The following is a 16,598-nucleotide window of genomic DNA, read 5'->3' as shown; positions in this document are numbered from 1 at the left end:
GGGGATAAATAACGATGAGTGAACAACCAATCGGTGTAGTGGGAGCAGGCACCATGGGGCAGGGGATCGCTCAGGTCGTCGCTGCCAGTGGTTTTACGGTTCGTCTCTTTGATGTCGCCGATGAGCAGCTTACCCGCGCCCAAGCCAATATTGATAAAGGCCTTGGCAAGCTGGTCGCAAAACAAAAAATGAGTGAGCCAGCTAAGCAGGAAGCGCTGGCGCGGCTTTCCACGACCACTGATCTCGAAGCATTGAGTGACTGCGGTATTATTATTGAAGCTGCACCAGAACAACCCGCGCTGAAAGAAAAGCTGTTTCGTGATCTGAGTCATTTAAGCAGCGATGCTATTCTTGCCTCTAACACCTCGTCACTCTCGCTAACTCGGCTGGCTGCTGTGTGTGAGCGACCCGAGCGGGTAGTGGGTATGCACTTTTTCAACCCCGTGCCAGTGCTCAAGCTAGTGGAAGTGATTCGTGCCGAGCAGACCTCTGATACCACCGTTGAGCGCATAGAAGCGTTGGCAAAAGCGCTGGGTAAAACGGCGGTACCGATTGGTGATTCGCCAGGCTTTGCGGTTAATCGCTTGTTGGTGCCGATGATTAACGAAGCCGCCTTTATTGTTCAGGAAGGAACCGCAACGCCAGAGGCCATCGATGACGCGATGAAGCTTGGTGCTGCCCATCCAATGGGACCGTTGGCGCTGGCGGATTTGATTGGCCTTGATGTTTGTCTGGCGATCATGAACGTGTTGCAGGAAGGCTTTGGCGATCCTAAATATCGCCCCTGCCCGCTGCTAAAGCGCATGGTGGATGCGGGGTATCTGGGGCGTAAGAGCGGTCGCGGTTTCCATATATACGAGTGAGCACGCGTAAGCGTATCAGGTCAGTCAAGCGCGACAAAAGAAGTGATTGCCTACCAACCAAGCGTTCGCTAGGGTTGGTAGGTGTTCACTTTAAATGCGTAATAACAATTAAGGAGCCTGTATGAGCGATGCAGTGATTGAAAAAGTTGATAACGACGGTGTGGTACGCCTAACGATTAATCGCCCTAAGGCATTGAATGCACTGAACAGTGATGTGCTGAGTGCCTTAGAAGCTTATCTTGTGGAGCTTGAAACGCATCCACGTTTACGCGCTGTCATCATTACCGGTGCTGGTGAAAAGTCGTTTGTTGCTGGTGCTGATATCACCGAAATGCGCGATAAAACGCCAGAAGAGGCGCGTGCTTTTGCTACCCAGGCACTGCGTACTATTAAGCGCTTAGAAACGTTGCCCGTGCCGGTGGTCGCGCTAGTGAACGGGTTTTGCCTTGGCGGCGGCTGCGAATTGGCGTTGGCCTGCGACTGGGCGGTAGCTAGCGACAACGCTGTCTTCGGCCAGCCTGAAGTGTTGCTAGGTGTGATTCCCGGCTTTGGCGGCACTCAGCGGTTGCCGCGTCGTGTTGGCCCTGCCATGGCGATTGATTTAGTAACCACTGGCCGCAAAATCGATGCTCAGGAAGCGCTGCGCATTGGGCTAGTCAACCGTGTCATGCCCCAGGCTGAGCTTGAAAGCTATGTAGAAGAGCTCACCAAGCAACTTAAAGGCAACGGCCCGCTGTCAGTGCGCGGCGCGAAGCAAGCCGTTCACGATGGGTTAGATCAAGATCTTGATAGCGCCTTGGCGCTGGAAACCAGCCTGTTTGCGCTCTGTTTTGCTGGCGAAGAGCAGAAAGAGGGTATGGGCGCTTTCGTTGAGAAGCGTAAACCCAACTTCTAAGCGTTCACTCATTCAATTTTACTTCTTTAGGGGGTAGCGCTTGCGCTACCCCCGTTTTATTCTCAGGCTTACTACCTTAGCTCTCTTTGGAGTTGCCACGATGCAATGGGCCGCGTTTATCCTCGCCGCGCTTGGTTTTGCTTACCTACCCGGACCTGCGATGTTGTACACCGCAGCGCAAACGCTGGGGCGAGGCCGACGGGCAGGATGGTTAGCGGTTATCGGTGTGCATATCGGTTGTTATGTCCACGTTATTGCTGCCGCGCTAGGCTTGGCGCTACTGTTTGCAGCTATTCCGCCAGCTTACATTGCGATGAAGGTCATCGGTGGGCTTTACCTGCTCTGGATGGGGCTGCGCCTTTGGAAGCAGGGCATCCGCTCCCATGGCGATGAAGTTCCACTGGCAACCACTAAGCGCGTACTGCGTGACAGCTTTCTGGTGGAAGTGCTCAACCCTAAGACGGCGCTCTTCTTCGTAGCGTTTCTACCTCAATTTGTTCAGCCCGACAGCGCCATACCGGTGGCATGGCAACTGCTTTGGCTGGGTATCGCCACCAATGTGTTGTTCTCTTCTGCAGATGTCATGGTGGTGCTGCTGGCTAGCCCGCTGCGGGAGTGGCTACAAAAGTCCCATGGCTCCTCCAGATTGATTCAACGCATTGGCGGCGGCGTATTAATGGGATTAGGAGGCAATACCCTAGCTCAGGCGGCGCATTAAGGATGGCTTTATATCGACAGATTTAATTTCCCATCCTGTGCTTTACTTATTTGCAGCGCTTCGGATATGCCCTGTGTTTCGATAAATCCGCTACACTGGCGCAAATTTTAGATGGATATTTCCAATGGCGTTGAGTGCTACCCCTTACAAAGTTGATGTCAACCTGACCGACCTTGATCGCAATGTCTATGAGACGCTGCGTTTTACCGTGGCTCGGCACCCTTCTGAAACCGAAGAGCGGATGTGCGCACGTTTAATCGCCTACCTATTGTGGTACAACGAAGCGCTCGCTTTTGGTCGTGGCCTTTCCGATGTGGACGAACCCGCCTTGTGGGAAAAAAGCTTGGATGGCCGCGTGCTGCATTGGATAGAAGTAGGTTTGCCGGATGCCGAGCGTCTTACTTGGTGTTCACGCCGTGCGGAGCGGGTGTCACTATTAGCTTATGGGCGAGTAGATCTTTGGGAAAATAAAGTGCTATCGGCGGTGGCGTCGCTTAAGAATGTACATGTAGCGGGTCTACCGCAAGAGGCACTTGCTACTATCGCAGAGGGTCTGCCACGGTCCATTAACTGGGCAGTCATGATCAGCGACGGCTCGCTGTTCATTACCGATGAAAATGGCCAGCATGAAGTAACTCCTCAGTGGCTTCTCCGGGATCGTTAGAAAGTTCAAAGCTAGCGAGTAGTCATGCATGGTGGGGCGACGTTTTTTTCACGACAGGATGTCGTGATAGGCATTGAGTTAGCGATGTAGATAGCAAGAAAGTACGCTTGCTATCTATTCGTGCCATTACATACAATCATTCATGTTTGTTAATAATTGATCGCTCTTGCTTTCCCCAATACTCAAGGATTGAGCCATGAATAATACCTCTGCTCTAGGCAGAAAGGTGCTGCTGCTTATTTTACCGTTAAGCCTAATACCCACATTGACCGTGGCTAGCGACAGCTCTCTGTCGGTAAAGTTTGAAAATGATGGTTTTGCCAGTAGCGATGACGGCCACTTTACCAGTGGTTTCGAGCTTAACTGGACCTTTACGCCGCAAGAAACAAATTGGCTACAGCGCCTTGCGACAGCGCTGCCCGATAGCCTTATCGGCAGAGCGGATAGAGCGTCTTATCGTTTGATTCACCAGATTTATACGCCGAACAATATCGAGCGCCGCGCGTTGATCGAGGATGATCGCCCCTATGCAGGTCTTGTCTACGGCGGAGTGTCGCTCTATGAAGACGTGCCGATGGGGCAATGGACGCAAGCTACTGATTTACATCTCGATATTGGGCTCGTGGGACCATCCTCCCTTGCTGACAGTATTCAGCGTGAAGTACACCGTGTCACCGATAGCGATCGTCCTCGAGGCTGGAAAAATCAGCTGGGCGATGAGGTGCTGGTGAATGTAACCGTTCGTCGCCAATGGTGGAATGACATACCGCTAGCCGGTAAACAGTTTTCCCACGGCCCCAGTGTGGGGGCAGCGTTAGGCAACTTGTATACCTATGCCAGTGCTGGCTATAGCGTACGTTGGGGGGACGATGCCGAAGGTATTCCTTCGCTGACACCCAACCCAGGTAGTCGTCACCTAATGAGTGGCCATCGTGGGTGGCAGTGGTATCTGTTTGCAAATGTAGAAGGCTATTACATGGCGCAGAACCTAACGCTGGATGGTAATACATTCAGAGATAGCCACTCCGTTGACCGTGAAGAATGGGTAGCAGAAGCCTCCGCAGGGCTTGCCATGGCCTGGGAGGACTGGCAAGTAACGTATGCTGCTGTTCAGCGTACTCGTGAATTTGACGGACAAAATGAGCAGGACAAATTCGGGGCGATTACGTTAACGAAACGCTTTTAAGAAAACTACAAGCGAAGGGGAGCGGTATGGCCAATAAGTATCCACATACGCCGGATGGCCGCTATTTTATAGCTAAAAACCAGCTATGGCGCTGTACCGACCCCCGATTGAGCGATGACGAGAAACGTACCCACATAAAGACACTGATGAAAGCCCGTCGAGCGGTGCGCAATGCTCAGCAACAAAACGATGAAATAGCGCTACGCCAAGCACGCGAGGCGGTGCAGTCTGCCAAGGAACTGCTGGGGGAGCGCGGTCCGGTATGGTGGCAAGACGGCGCCCCCGATGAAGGTGGTCTTGCCCCTCACAATAGTTCTTATGCAGAGTGGTGGGCGTCGCACTCCTAAATGGCACGGGTTCAAGCTTGAACGGTGTTAGTGTCTCTTACTAAATGATTAAAAATCATAAATTTATAGCTATAACGGAAATTTTCCATTCACGCTTACACAAGTGGATGGTAATCTGCGCCACTTTATTTCTTAACACTTAAGGGCGCACCATGAATATTAAAGCGAATCTCTCTATTCTAGATATTATTGGCCACTTGTTGATTTGGGTGGTGCTAACGATTATTACCTTCGGGATTGCACTGTTTTTCTTTCCCTATTCGTTTTCACGCTTTGTGATTAACCGTACTTCAGTCGTGGATATTACAACAGGCGCAGAGCGTAAGATGGTGTGTGATATCAATATTTTTAGCAATATTGGTCATATTATTTTGTGGATGATTATCTCAATTTTAACGTTTGGTCTTGGATATATTTTTTACTTCTATCGTGTTTGGAATTACGCACTGAATAACTCTCGTATTCAGTAAGTAGAAGGTGTTTTTAAGGAACCACTGATCAATTCGGTTCTGAGCGGCTTAGGGGCTCAGAGTGACTCAATCACCGTATCGGCGGTCATTTTCCGACCGCCTCATGTGGTCTGCCTTTCTTGGCAGCCGAGTTACTACGTCTTGGCTCACGTTTAGCCAAGTCAAGGAAGATATCGATTGTTGAGTTGTACAAATGGAAGAAATTGATCCGACTGCGCCACATGGTGATGCCGCAGTCGGAGAGAGATCAGTTGACTGGTTCGAACTGGAAGGGGGCGGCGGGGGTAAAACTTCCTGAAACTTCGCCCTCTTGCAGGGACGTCATGTCCACGCCGAGATCAAGCATCCGCACGCCGGCTTCGGGCGAGAAGTCCAGATTTTTCAGTTCCACCCAGAAAAGGTTCGGTGAAATCGCGGATTCGACGTAGAACACCTGATCTTTGTGATCGGCCACCACCCGCCACCGCGTCGTAGACAGGTTCGGAGCATCAGGAGTGCTGATTCCAAAGGGGACCGAGGCGTTGCGGATTACACTCATCGCGGCGGCTACGGCGATCCGTGGATCGGCCGATTGCTCTACCATGTTGATATATGTGTCGGCGCGCACAAAACGGTCGGGCGAACGTGTCGTGCCGGGCAGAACCTCGCGCGGGTTGACATCCTGCCAATAGCTGACAAGCGCCAGTTGTTGATCATAGGGCGGATCGTTGGTCATGGTGCGGTATTCGGGGCCGTGGTGGATGACCAGCTTGCCGTCCAGCCATTCCAGGATGGCGCTGTCGCCGGTGGCATCCGACAGAGACAGGTGCACCTTGGCCAGGCGGCCTGGCTGATCGGGCACATCCGCCGTCACCACGTTGAAGGGATTATTTTCCATATCGGCCACCGCCTCGGCGACGCTGCCGTAGCTATCAAGAAAATACTGCGCCCAAATTGAAAGAGACATTTGCGGGGTGGTGCCGTCATCTTCGGGGTATTCTGATGCGACCAACCACAGCATGTTGGCGACCAGGCCGGCTTCATTCATGCCATCCACGGTCGAGAAGTCATAGCCCGATACGATCATGCTACCGTATTTTGATGTCCATTCTAAAGAACGCGGTCCCGCTTCGCCATTCCGAGCCATGCCTCGCGGGAACACCCACAGATTGGAGAGCATCGGCATGCTCCAATCCATCGAGCGTGCGGTCAGAATGCGCTCCTCTGGACCGTGATAGACGACGCGTGTACAAGCTTCGGCGATTGAAGCGATTGCAACCGACAGCAACGCCGCATAGGCCAGGCTGCGCCAAACTGAATTGTGTCTTTTCAAAACATTGATCTCCCATCAAATATGACGACCAGTCCACGCGACTGGTGGTGCGGCACCACTCGTAAAATTGTCGGCTCCACCAATGCTGTTGGTCAAGTCAAAAACAAGCAGGTGCTCAGCTTAGGTGTTTAGTATAGAAGATTAGTGTGAACGGTTAGTTTAGGCGGTCAGTGTGGGTGCTTAATAAGCACCTTAACCAATCGCCGTACAATAGGAGATACTAGGTTAATGACCGGTAGAGCAACCGCAAAAGCAAATAGCCATGCCTTCAACCAAACAAAGGCAATGCCCTCGATGAAGCCGACATTGTAGAGCGTAATCACCAGCGACATAATGCACGACATAAACAGTGCCATTAAGAAAGAAAATATCAGCTGGGCGTATTTTGGATCAAACATGGACTGCCTCTGTCAGACACACTATGAATAATGAAGTAAAAATTGCTAACTAAATCAGGATCGATAATGCAGTAAAGAGCGATAGTGGAACACGGTAAATCGCCATCCTTAGCGATTGCTAGCCAATGTGGCCGCCTTACCGGTTCACAGTTGTCTTGGGTTTAACGTTTATCTTCGGTCTTGTGATCAAAATCACTGGCATCGTGGCGCTCGTGGAGCTGTTCGCCAGGCTCTCCCCAGGTGCGGTTAACCATTCGGCCACGTTGAACGGCAGGGCGTGCGTCAATCTCATCGGTCCAGCGTAAGACGTTCTGATAGGTATGAGCTTCTAAAAACTCAGCGGCTTCATACACGCGGTTTTTTACCAGTGCGCCGTACCATGGGTGAATTGCCATATCCGCGATGGTGTACTCATCACCCGCCATAAAGCGGTTATCCGCTAAGTGGCGATCCAGTACATCCAACTGACGTTTCACTTCCATGGTATAGCGATCAATCGGGTACTGGTATTTTTCTGGTGCGTAAGCATAAAAGTGACCAAAGCCGCCACCAAGCATGGGCGCGCTGCCCATTTGCCAAAATAACCAGGATAGGCACTCGGTCCGCTTCGCCGGGTCATTGGGTAAGAACGCACCAAATTTCTCAGCCAAATAAAGCAGAATCGCACCTGACTCAAAGACCCGCTGGGGCGGGGTGGTGCTGTAATCCATTAGCGCTGGAATCTTAGAGTTGGGGTTTACCTCAACAAAGCCACTGCCAAACTGATCACCTTCGCCAATTTGTATCAGGTGAGCATCGTATTCCGCTTGTTTAATACCCTGTTCCAGCAGCTCTTCAAGCATTACGGTGACTTTTACGCCGTTTGGGGTTGCAAGAGAGTAAAGCTGCAGTGGATGCTTACCCACGGGTAATACTTTCTCGTGGGTCGCACCAGCAACGGGGCGATTGATGTTAGCGAATTTTCCACCGTTACCAGGTTCCCATTTCCAAACTCGCGGTGGCGTATAGGTCGTGTTGTCGCTCATGATGTCCTCGCTATTCCTACAATAAAAAAGGGCGGTGCAGCGACTCACCCGAAATGTTGCGGCTACTAAGGCGTTATGGGGCCTTAAAACGTGGGTACAAGGATAGTGTGTTGTTAGCCTGATAATAAATAGTTATTTACCATGGAGAAATGTTATGCGGACTATTGGCGTATTAGGCGGTATGAGCTGGGAGTCGACACAAAGCTATTATCAGGCGCTGAACCAAGGCGTTAATCAGGCACTCGGCGGTTTCCACTCGGCGCAGATTGTGATGGTAAGTGTCGATTTTGCTGAAATAGAAACTCTGCAAAAACAGGGCGATTGGCAGACTGCTGGCCAGTTACTCGCAAGCGCCTCCAAACGCATTGAAAAGGCTGGAGCAGAATGTTTGCTGTTGGCCACCAATACCATGCACAACGTCGCGCCTGCGATTGAGTCCGCTATTCAGATTCCCTTTTTGCACATCGCCGATGCTACCGGGGAAAAATGTCAGATTGATGGCGTGGCTCGGGTTGGATTGATAGGCACCCGTTTTACGATGGAGCAGGAGTTTTATAAGGCGCGCTTAAAAGAGCGCTTTGGGATTGATGTCGTCATTCCGAATGAACAAGAGCGTGCTGAGATTCATCAAATCATTTTCGACGAGCTATGCCATGGTCATATCCGCGCTTCATCGCGTGAGCGTTATCTGGATATTATGACGTCGCTACACCAGCAAGGTGCTGAGGCGATCATTCTAGGTTGTACTGAGATAGCGCTATTGGTCGAGCAGAAACACACCCAGATACTGCTTTATGACACCACCGCTCTGCACGCAAGCAAAGCGGTGGAGTGGGCGCTAGGTAATTAAACCAGCGTCAGTGTGACATCGATATTTCCGCGGGTAGCGTTGGAGTAGGGGCAAACAATATGGGCTTTGTCGACCAGTGCTTGGGCAACGTCTTTTTCCAAACCAGGCAAGCTAATTTTCAGCTCAACCTCAATGCCGAAGCCAGTAGGAATGGCACCAATACCCACACTGCCATCGATCTGAGTATCGTCGGACAGTTTAACTTTTTCCTGGCTGGCGACGTGCTTAAGAGCACCTAAAAAGCAAGCAGAGTAGCCCGCAGCAAACAGCTGTTCGGGGTTGGTGCCTTCACCGCCGGCGCCACCTAGCTCTTTGGGTGTGCTGAGCTGAACATCCAGCGCGCCGTCAGAGGACTTAGCATGGCCCTCGCGGCCGCCAGTGGCGTGAGCATGTGCGCGGTAAGCAACAGTTTCAATAGACATAGATTATTTCCTAAACTTGGTTGTTATGGACATGGTTGTTATGGACATAGTTATTATGAGCCATGGCGTGCGTTTGGGATTTTAATTTAGTGCAGCTTTATTTTGCGCGCAAGTAAATAGCTGAAGAAATTACCTACCCGGTCACAACGTTCAGCGGGTTACTTGACCTTAAGTAAGTTTTCGCGCAGTTGGACTAAATCCTCTTTCAGTTGGTTGAGTGCTTCAACCGACGTTTTGCTGGCGTTGACGACACAGCCAGGGATATGGCGCGCCTGTTCACGAAGCGAGCGGCCTTTATCGGTCAGGAATAACTCGACGACACGTTCATCTTGCAGGCTACGTTGCCGGATAAGTAGCTGGTCACTTTCAAGCCGTTTTAGTAGTGGCGTTAATGAGCCAGGATCTGTAAGTAAGCGTTTGCTTAGGGCACCTACTGTTAGGCCATCTTCTTGCCACAGTACCAGCATGGCGAGGTATTGCGGGTAAGTGAGCCCCAGCTCTTTGAGCAGAGGTTTATAAACTTTGGTCATCATCAGTGATGTTGAATACAGCGCAAAGCAGAGCTGGTGATCTAGCTCTAATTCGCTACAAGGGTCTAGCGCTGGCATCTCGACTCCAGGACAGGGTGCATAACGCGTAATGTAGCGCGCGGGGAAGTGAGTAGCTATCCCTAGACGTTGGTCGTAAGTTGGACGTTTTGTTTTGACACCGAGTGCTGCGATGGCTAGCCTTCACGTATCGAATGTTACCGGTAACAATTTGTTGGAACATAAACCGCAAACCTAATGGCCGATACGATTCGATAGCCTTTCGGTAAATAGCCAACCAACAACAACGACTATTCTGGAGATAACGTCATGACAACGATTTGGCGCAGCACGCTTACTCTGGTCGGCGCGACCACTCTGACTTTTGGCATGGCACATGCGCAAGGCCCTGAACTTTCTGATCCGCCCGCGATTGAAGGCGACGTAGTGGCTGACCACGGAAGCCACACTCTGCGTATGGGCATTGGCCTGTCCGAAACATCGCCGCAGTTTCTCTCTAGCCAGTACTTCGGTGAAATTCTTGAGCAGCGTACCGATGGTCGTATTACGGTCAATGTTTTTCCCAACAGCCAATTGGGCGACGATGTCCAAATGATGGAAATGCTGCAAACCGGCACGTTGGATATGACCTATCCTTCAAGCTCTGCAACGACTGGGTACGTGGAGGCACTGTCAGCATTTGATTTGCCGTTCCTACTACCGAGCCGAGAAGCCGCAGTGGCTGTTATGCAGAGTGACGTGGCTCAGGGAATGCTGGATGCGTTCGAGGGTACAGGCTTAAAAGCGCTGACGTTCTCTGAAAACGGCTATCGTCAGTTGTCTAACAGTGCACGCCCTGTCGAATCACCAGAAGATGTGGCGGGCCTGGACGTTCGCGGCCTCAGTGTTCGTACGATGCAAAACCCGGTTCACCTGGCAATTTGGGAAGCGTTAGGTGCCAACCCAACACCAATGGCCTTCGGCGAGCTATTTTCGGCGCTTGAGCAAGGCGTTGTAGACGGCCAGGAAAACCCGTGGAGCACCATCCTTACTTCTAACTTCAATGAAGTGCAGGATTACGGCACTGAAACGCGTCACGTTTATACGCCATTTATCATGATGCTTTCCGAGCGTACCTGGAACCGCATGGCGCCTGAGTATCAAGCGCTGGTGCAGGAAGCCGCCCGACAGTCGGCTGAGTACGAAATCCAACTTTCTGCCGAGTATGACGACTGGTCGCGTGATCAGTTAGAAGCACGCGGTATGCAAATTACCCGCTTAGATGATGAGCAGTTAGCCGCTTTCCAAGACGCCGTGCAGCCTGTTTATGAAGAGTGGGCGCCGCGTATCGGTGAAGATCTGATCGCTGAAATTCAACAAATCGTCGAAGACAGCAGCCACTAATCTGCTGCGTATAGCGCACCATCGGGCAGGCCCACACGCCTGCCCGACTTGTCAGTGCCCCTCGGAGTTCTTATGACTACCTCCTCTACTCCCCCAAACGTGGTGACCTCTACAGCACCAACGTTGGAAGATCCGTCGGTTTATTTGAACGACCCTAATCGCAAGCTGCTTGAAATTGATACTGAGACGCGTCAGGGTCCTGCGCTGTTCCGCTGGTTAACACTCGCTATGGAGTATTTGATTGGCGCTATTTTGGCGGCGCTGATTGTCGCGGTTTCCAGTAATGTCGTTGGCCGCTCTGTGTTCAATCATTCACTGCCTTGGGTCGATGAGCTAGCGCGCATGCTGTTTATTTGGCTGGTCTTTATCGGCGCAGCGGCGGCGTTTGCACGCTATGAGCATATTGCTGTCGATGCGCTGGTGAGACGTTTGCCATTGCGTGTTGCGCACATGCTCTATTTCTTACAACACCTGACTATTACTGGATTGATGCTAGTGATGATTTGGGGTGGTTATCAAGTGCTCACGCGCTCAAGCGGACGCTCCGCGATCATGGGCGTACCGCTAAGTTTGGTCAGCCTTTCGTTGGTGTTGTGCGTCATTTTTATCGCGGCGGTATCGCTCTGGCGTATGTGGATCAGCGTGGGAGTTATTCGTCAACCACATCGCCAATCGGCTGACTTGCCAGGGGAGCGTTAATCATGCTGTGGATTTTTCTAGCCATATTATTGGCGTCTATTGTGATTGGTTTGCCGATTGCGTTTGGCCTAGGGGTAGCAGCCTTAGTCATGGCGGTGCTGTCTGATATCCCGCTATCGATTATGATTGAGCAGTCAATTCGTGGCGTGAATAGCTTCCCGCTACTGGCGATTCCCTTCTTTATTCTCGTCGGCGAAGTGATGAGTAATGGTGGCATTGCACGACGCTTGATGGAGCTTGCTGGCGCGTTAGTTGGCTTTATGCGCGGCGGGCTTGGCCAGGTAGCCATTACCGGTTCGATGTTTTTTGGCGGGATCAGCGGTTCGGCGGTTGCGGATACCGCAGCGACCGGCGCGATGATGATCCCCTCAATGAAACAGCAAGGTTACACCGCCGCAAATGCCACGGCGATTAACACCGTATCGTCGGTGATCGGCATTATTATTCCACCGTCTATACCGCTTATTTTATATGGCATTGTTACCGAGACGTCGATCAGTCGTCTGTTTATCGCGGGGATTGTGCCTGGCCTGTTAATTGGCGCGGCGCTAATGGTGACCACCTTTATTCTAGCGAGCAAGCAGGGTGGCGGCGTTCGCCAATTCCGCTGGGATCGCTTGTGGAAAGCGTTTAAGGATGCCTGGCTAGCCCTGGTACTTCCTGTGATCGTTATTGGCGGCATTATTGGCGGCGTGTTTACCGCCACAGAAGCCGCCGTTGCTGCGCTGCTCTATTCGTTGGCGATTTCCCTGCTGGTATACCGTGAATTTAAGCTCAGCGAGTTGGGCGGTATGTTAATTCGCACCGCAAGGCTTACTGGCATGGTGATGATGTTGTTGGCTTTTGCCACCGTTATTGCCTGGTTTTTAACCATTAACATGGTTCCACAAACCTTAGTGCGCCAAGTACAGGCGATTACCCAGGAGCCGTTTTTGCTGCTGCTGATTGTGGCGGGGCTACTGCTGTTGGTGGGGTTTGTAATGGATCTAACGCCAGCCATGGTGATTATGGCGCCAATGCTTGCACCGATCGTGACATCGGTGGGTGTTGATGCCGCTTACTTTGGCGTTCTAATGGCCTTTATTTTAGGCATTGGGTTGTTAACCCCGCCAGTTGGTACCTGTCTGTACGTTGGGTGTGGTGTCGGCAAGGTGTCTATGGAGTCTCTGGTAAAAGCCATGCTGCCTTACTACGCCGCCTTGATCGTTGTTCTGGTGGTGCTGATTGCGTTCCCTGGCATCGTTACTTGGCTGCCTGACCTCACCGCCGTGCGCGGCAATTGATAGGAGCATCGAGTGAATAAGCCATCACATCGTATTCTTGTCATGGGTGTTTCTGGATCAGGGAAGTCGCATATCGGACAACAGTTAGCAGCAGAGCTGGGCGCAACGTTTATTGACGGTGACGACCATCATTCACCGGCTAATGTGGCGAAAATGGCCAGCGGCACGCCACTCAATGACAACGATCGTCGTGACTGGCTGGCAACGCTTGCTGACTTGTTCGCGGCTCACAAAGCGCGCAATGCATCCGTGGTCATCGCCTGTTCCGGCCTTAAAAAACGCTATCGGGATCGCCTGCGCGAAGGTGACCCTGCGCTGCATGTTTTATATCTAGAAGGAAGCCATGCGCTTCTGCGTGAACGGTTAGCAACCAGGGCAGGGCACTTCTTTAAAGGTGATAATATGCTGGCAAGCCAGCTCGCCGATTTAGAGCCGCCAAGCAGTGATGAAGCGATGACGGTCTCCATTGCGCTATCGCCTAGCGAGATTGTCGAGCACTTTACGGCGGCGCTAGCGCCTACGCTACGCGTTCATTAGGCTAAAGGATGGGATAGGCGAGGGGCCGTACTATTCGCTATGGTATGGCCCCTGCGCATTTAACAGACCTGTATTTAGTAGGCTTACGTACTTAACAGACTTACGCACTTAACAGAACAGTCAGTGACGCCATTGAAGAAAAAACGCCCGACATTACAAGATATTGCTGATCGCGTTGACGTGACAAAAATGACCGTCAGTCGCTGCTTGCGGGACCCTGATACGGTATCAGAAGGACTTCGCGAACGTATTTTCAGCGTTGCTGAACAGATTGGCTATATTCCCAATCGGGCACCAGACCTGCTTTCTCGGGCTACCAGCCACTCTATCGGCGTGTTGGTACCATCGCTGACCAACCAGGTATTTGCTGATGTCATTGTCGGTATCGAAGCGTACACCGAGCCTGCTGGCTATCACTTGATGCTCTCTCACTACGGTTACAGCCCTGAGCTTGAAGAGCGCAGTTTGGCCTCGCTGCTCTCTTATAATGTGGATGGCGTCATCTTGTCTGACCGCGATCACACGCCGCGTAGCCTGCGAATGTTGGAGACAGCTGGTATTCCTATTGTGGAAATTATGGATACCCGTCGCCCGCCACTACAGCAGGCGGTGGGTTACGATAACGTGCAGGCCGCTTACGATATGGTCAGTGAGATGATTCGCCGTGGCAGGCGTCAGGTGATTTATCTAGCTGTGCGTCTGGATGAGCGGACACGCCAGCGCGAGCAAGGCTATCGCCAAGCTATGGAAGAGCATGGCTTAAAGCCGATAACGCTGCAGAGCAGTCAGCGTTCTTCCTATAGCGTCGGGGCGGCGCTTATGCAGGAAATTCAACGAGATCACCCTAGTGCCGATGGTGTTTTCTGCACCAACGACGATGTTGCGGTGGGGGCTTACTTTGAGTGTTTGCGCCATGGCATTAATGTCCCCGAACAGATGGCGATTGCTGGGTTTCATGGCCACGATGTCGGCCAGGCGATGAGCCCGCGCCTTGCCAGTGTCATTACACCTCGGCAAGCCATTGGGGAAGTCGCTGCGAAAGCGCTATTGTCGCGCATTCGTGGCGAAGCACCTGAACACCAAGTAATGGATTTGGGGTATCGAATTGAGACGGGTAAAACACTTTAGTTTCTAGATAGCTAGCGGCGAGCCAGTAAACTCGATAGGCTGTTAATTAAAGATTGGTCATTAAAAAAGCCATTAAAAAAATCGCTATAGAGAGCATGAGACCGCCGTGAATATTACCCAACTCATTGTCTATCCGGTTAAATCCTTAAAGGGAATTAACGTTACCCAAAGTGAACTCCATGACCATGGGTTGGCCTGGGATCGCCGGTGGATGTTAGTGGATGCTCAGCAGCGTTTTGTCACCCAGCGCCAGCTACCAGAGCTTGCGACCATCGCTGTTGAATTAACCGATCAAGCACTGGTGCTCTCTCACCCCAAGGTAGATCCGATCGCGATTCCCCTTGAAGACCCCCAAGGCAATTTGCGTCTTGTAAAAGTGTGGAACGACCACTGCAAAGCACTGCCAGAAAGCGACGACGTATCCCGCTGGCTTGTGGCGGCGCTGGGGGAGCAAGCACAAGGCATCAGTTTGGTGCGCTTTGCTACAGAGTTTACGCGTTCTGTTGAAGAGGATTTTCTGGCGGGAGGCGAGGCCCATACCTACTTTTCTGATGGCTACCCTTTCCTGATAACCACCACCGGCTCTCTGGATGCTTTGAATCAAGCACTTGTTGCCAATGGACAATCCCCTGTACCGATGAACCGTTTTCGGCCGAATATTGTGGTCGACTGTGATGATGCCTGGGCGGAAGACCAGTGGGCAACACTCGCGGGTGAAGGCGGCTATGAGCTGACGCTTCGTAAGCCCTGTCAGCGCTGCAAAATCACCACGGTTGATCAGCATACTGGCACCATACCGGCGCAGGCAGAACCACTGAAAACACTGCTTTCTCTGAACACTCAGCCTCACCTGAAGGGTGCTCACTTTGGCCAAAATGCCACGCTGACCACAGGGCAAGGAGGCACTATTCGTGTGGGGGACGAGGTGGTGTCAACGCACCGCGAGACCTAAACTTTAATAGCCGGGTGGCAATGGCGGTGCCTAACAGGGTAATCACCATGCCAGTCACCACTTGAAGGCTAAGCGTTTCATCAAGCAGTAAATATCCCCACAGCAGCGCGCTGACGGGAATCAAAAAAGTGACGGTTGACGTGGCGGTAGCGCCTGCACTGGCTAATAGACCGAAGTAAAGCAGGAACGCGAGTGTGGTGCTTAGCATCGCCAGCGCCAGGGCGTTACCCCAGGCGAGCACGCTGACTGGCTCGCTTGGCCAGAGCAGCAGACCAGGTACGAGTAATATCAATGCTGACATCGCGCTGCTACCGGCCGCCAGCACGCGGCTGGGTAGATGACTCAAGCGCGTTTTCGAGTAGTTACCGGCAAGCCCATAACAAAACGTCGCGCCGAGTACGGCAACAATAAACCAGCCGTCGCCGCCTAGGGCGAAGTCTAGCCGATCAGCAGAAAGCACATACACACCAAACAACGCCAACGCTAACCCTAGATATTGTTGGCGCTGAATGGGTGTGGCAAAAAAAGCAGCGCCCAATAACGCGGTAAAGATTGGCGTAGTGGCGTTAATAAGCGATGTAAAACCTGCTTCTAAGCGCGTCGTTGCTAAGGCCAGTAATGAAAAAGGCAGCACATGGTTAATGATGCCTAAAATCAATAACGCCCCTTTATGCTGCCAAATGAGCGTTAGATAGCGCAGGCTCATTAGCAATGGCACTAAAAGCAGTGCGCCTATGCCCATCCTTATTAGCACGAGCGGGACTGGGCCAAACTCCGGTACTGCGACGCGCATAAAAATAAACGACAGTCCCCATAGGGAGGAGAGCAAAACCAAACGCAGCGCATCAGCCGATGACATGATGTGTCCTTAGGTTCATTGCGGCGACCATAGGTGTGGTGAGTGCCATAGTGCTGCTC

Annotated in this window: 20 protein-coding genes; 14 read left to right on the top strand and 6 right to left on the bottom strand. The window is 51.9% G+C overall.

The window, feature by feature from the left end:
- The first annotated feature begins 14 nt into the window (after nt 1-14).
- From JFC11_RS00655 to JFC11_RS00625, 7 genes are all read left to right on the top strand, one after another.
- Complete coding sequence (locus tag JFC11_RS00655; RefSeq protein WP_038482269.1) at nt 15-863, top strand: 3-hydroxybutyryl-CoA dehydrogenase; 849 nt, start codon at nt 15-17, stop codon at nt 861-863.
- Nucleotides 864-984: 121 nt separating this feature from the next.
- The gene (locus JFC11_RS00650; protein WP_038482272.1) at nt 985-1,758 is read left to right on the top strand and encodes an enoyl-CoA hydratase-related protein; all 774 of its coding nucleotides are present in this window, start codon (nt 985-987) and stop codon (nt 1,756-1,758) included.
- 100 nt (nt 1,759-1,858) lie between these two features.
- Nucleotides 1,859-2,476, top strand: coding sequence for a LysE family translocator (locus tag JFC11_RS00645; protein WP_095602467.1), 618 nt, complete (start codon nt 1,859-1,861; stop codon nt 2,474-2,476).
- A 124-nt stretch (nt 2,477-2,600) separates the two neighbouring features.
- Nucleotides 2,601-3,140 carry a YaeQ family protein gene (locus JFC11_RS00640; RefSeq protein ID WP_038482281.1) on the top strand — a complete coding sequence of 180 codons (540 nt, stop codon included), beginning with the start codon at nt 2,601-2,603 and terminating at the stop codon, nt 3,138-3,140.
- A gap of 196 nt (nt 3,141-3,336) precedes the next feature.
- Nucleotides 3,337-4,326: a lipid A deacylase LpxR family protein gene (locus tag JFC11_RS00635; RefSeq protein ID WP_198348465.1), complete on the top strand. Its 990-nt coding sequence runs from the start codon at nt 3,337-3,339 to the stop codon at nt 4,324-4,326.
- A 26-nt stretch (nt 4,327-4,352) separates the two neighbouring features.
- On the top strand, nt 4,353-4,673 hold the full coding sequence (locus JFC11_RS00630) for a hypothetical protein (protein WP_038482287.1): 321 nt from the start codon (nt 4,353-4,355) through the stop codon (nt 4,671-4,673).
- A gap of 152 nt (nt 4,674-4,825) precedes the next feature.
- Complete coding sequence (locus JFC11_RS00625) at nt 4,826-5,143, top strand: DUF6693 family protein (RefSeq protein WP_038482290.1); 318 nt, start codon at nt 4,826-4,828, stop codon at nt 5,141-5,143.
- 247 nt (nt 5,144-5,390) lie between these two features.
- Here JFC11_RS00625 and JFC11_RS00620 read toward each other — a convergent pair whose 3' ends face one another.
- The 3 genes from JFC11_RS00620 to yghU all read right to left on the bottom strand — a co-directional run bounded on the left by JFC11_RS00620 (nt 5,391) and on the right by yghU (nt 7,878).
- Nucleotides 5,391-6,455, bottom strand: a complete 1,065-nt coding sequence (locus JFC11_RS00620; RefSeq protein ID WP_038482292.1) for a linear amide C-N hydrolase — start codon at nt 6,453-6,455, stop codon at nt 5,391-5,393.
- A gap of 167 nt (nt 6,456-6,622) precedes the next feature.
- On the bottom strand, nt 6,623-6,853 hold the full coding sequence (locus tag JFC11_RS00615; RefSeq protein ID WP_038482296.1) for a DUF2798 domain-containing protein: 231 nt from the start codon (nt 6,851-6,853) through the stop codon (nt 6,623-6,625).
- Nucleotides 6,854-7,014: 161 nt separating this feature from the next.
- Nucleotides 7,015-7,878 carry a glutathione-dependent disulfide-bond oxidoreductase gene (gene yghU / locus JFC11_RS00610; protein WP_038482299.1) on the bottom strand — a complete coding sequence of 288 codons (864 nt, stop codon included), beginning with the start codon at nt 7,876-7,878 and terminating at the stop codon, nt 7,015-7,017.
- 154 nt (nt 7,879-8,032) lie between these two features.
- Here yghU and JFC11_RS00605 point away from each other — a divergent pair, with 154 nt between their 5' ends.
- Nucleotides 8,033-8,728 (top strand): aspartate/glutamate racemase family protein, encoded by a 696-nt coding sequence (locus tag JFC11_RS00605; protein WP_038482302.1) that lies wholly within the window; start codon nt 8,033-8,035, stop codon nt 8,726-8,728.
- Here the strand turns inward: JFC11_RS00605 and JFC11_RS00600 are convergent.
- Entirely contained in the window at nt 8,725-9,150 is a 426-nt protein-coding gene (locus tag JFC11_RS00600) for an organic hydroperoxide resistance protein (RefSeq protein ID WP_038482306.1), read from the bottom strand. The genes JFC11_RS00605 and JFC11_RS00600 overlap by 4 nt on opposite strands.
- A gap of 158 nt (nt 9,151-9,308) precedes the next feature.
- Nucleotides 9,309-9,758 carry a MarR family winged helix-turn-helix transcriptional regulator gene (locus JFC11_RS00595; RefSeq protein WP_038482309.1) on the bottom strand — a complete coding sequence of 150 codons (450 nt, stop codon included), beginning with the start codon at nt 9,756-9,758 and terminating at the stop codon, nt 9,309-9,311.
- 249 nt (nt 9,759-10,007) lie between these two features.
- Here JFC11_RS00595 and JFC11_RS00590 point away from each other — a divergent pair, with 249 nt between their 5' ends.
- From JFC11_RS00590 to JFC11_RS00565, 6 genes are all read left to right on the top strand, one after another.
- Nucleotides 10,008-11,081, top strand: coding sequence for a TRAP transporter substrate-binding protein (locus tag JFC11_RS00590; RefSeq protein WP_038482312.1), 1,074 nt, complete (start codon nt 10,008-10,010; stop codon nt 11,079-11,081).
- Between the two features lie 72 nt (nt 11,082-11,153).
- Complete coding sequence (locus JFC11_RS00585) at nt 11,154-11,780, top strand: TRAP transporter small permease (protein WP_038482315.1); 627 nt, start codon at nt 11,154-11,156, stop codon at nt 11,778-11,780.
- 2 nt (nt 11,781-11,782) lie between these two features.
- The gene (locus JFC11_RS00580) at nt 11,783-13,063 is read left to right on the top strand and encodes a TRAP transporter large permease (RefSeq protein WP_009722466.1); all 1,281 of its coding nucleotides are present in this window, start codon (nt 11,783-11,785) and stop codon (nt 13,061-13,063) included.
- Nucleotides 13,064-13,075: 12 nt separating this feature from the next.
- A complete protein-coding gene (locus JFC11_RS00575; RefSeq protein WP_084183663.1) occupies nt 13,076-13,600 on the top strand; it encodes a gluconokinase in 525 nt (174 codons plus the stop codon).
- A gap of 132 nt (nt 13,601-13,732) precedes the next feature.
- The gene (gntR, locus tag JFC11_RS00570) at nt 13,733-14,728 is read left to right on the top strand and encodes a gluconate operon transcriptional repressor GntR (RefSeq protein ID WP_038486559.1); all 996 of its coding nucleotides are present in this window, start codon (nt 13,733-13,735) and stop codon (nt 14,726-14,728) included.
- A gap of 106 nt (nt 14,729-14,834) precedes the next feature.
- Nucleotides 14,835-15,680 carry an MOSC domain-containing protein gene (locus JFC11_RS00565; protein WP_038482318.1) on the top strand — a complete coding sequence of 282 codons (846 nt, stop codon included), beginning with the start codon at nt 14,835-14,837 and terminating at the stop codon, nt 15,678-15,680.
- Here JFC11_RS00565 and JFC11_RS00560 read toward each other — a convergent pair.
- Nucleotides 15,634-16,539 carry a DMT family transporter gene (locus tag JFC11_RS00560; protein WP_038482321.1) on the bottom strand — a complete coding sequence of 302 codons (906 nt, stop codon included), beginning with the start codon at nt 16,537-16,539 and terminating at the stop codon, nt 15,634-15,636. The two genes, JFC11_RS00565 and JFC11_RS00560, sit on opposite strands and share 47 nt — an antisense overlap.
- Nucleotides 16,540-16,598: the final 59 nt, after the last annotated feature.

It is taken from the genome of Vreelandella alkaliphila, assembly GCF_016107625.1.
Taxonomy (GTDB): domain Bacteria; phylum Pseudomonadota; class Gammaproteobacteria; order Pseudomonadales; family Halomonadaceae; genus Vreelandella; species Vreelandella alkaliphila.
This window is presented reverse-complemented; position numbering and strand designations above follow the sequence as displayed.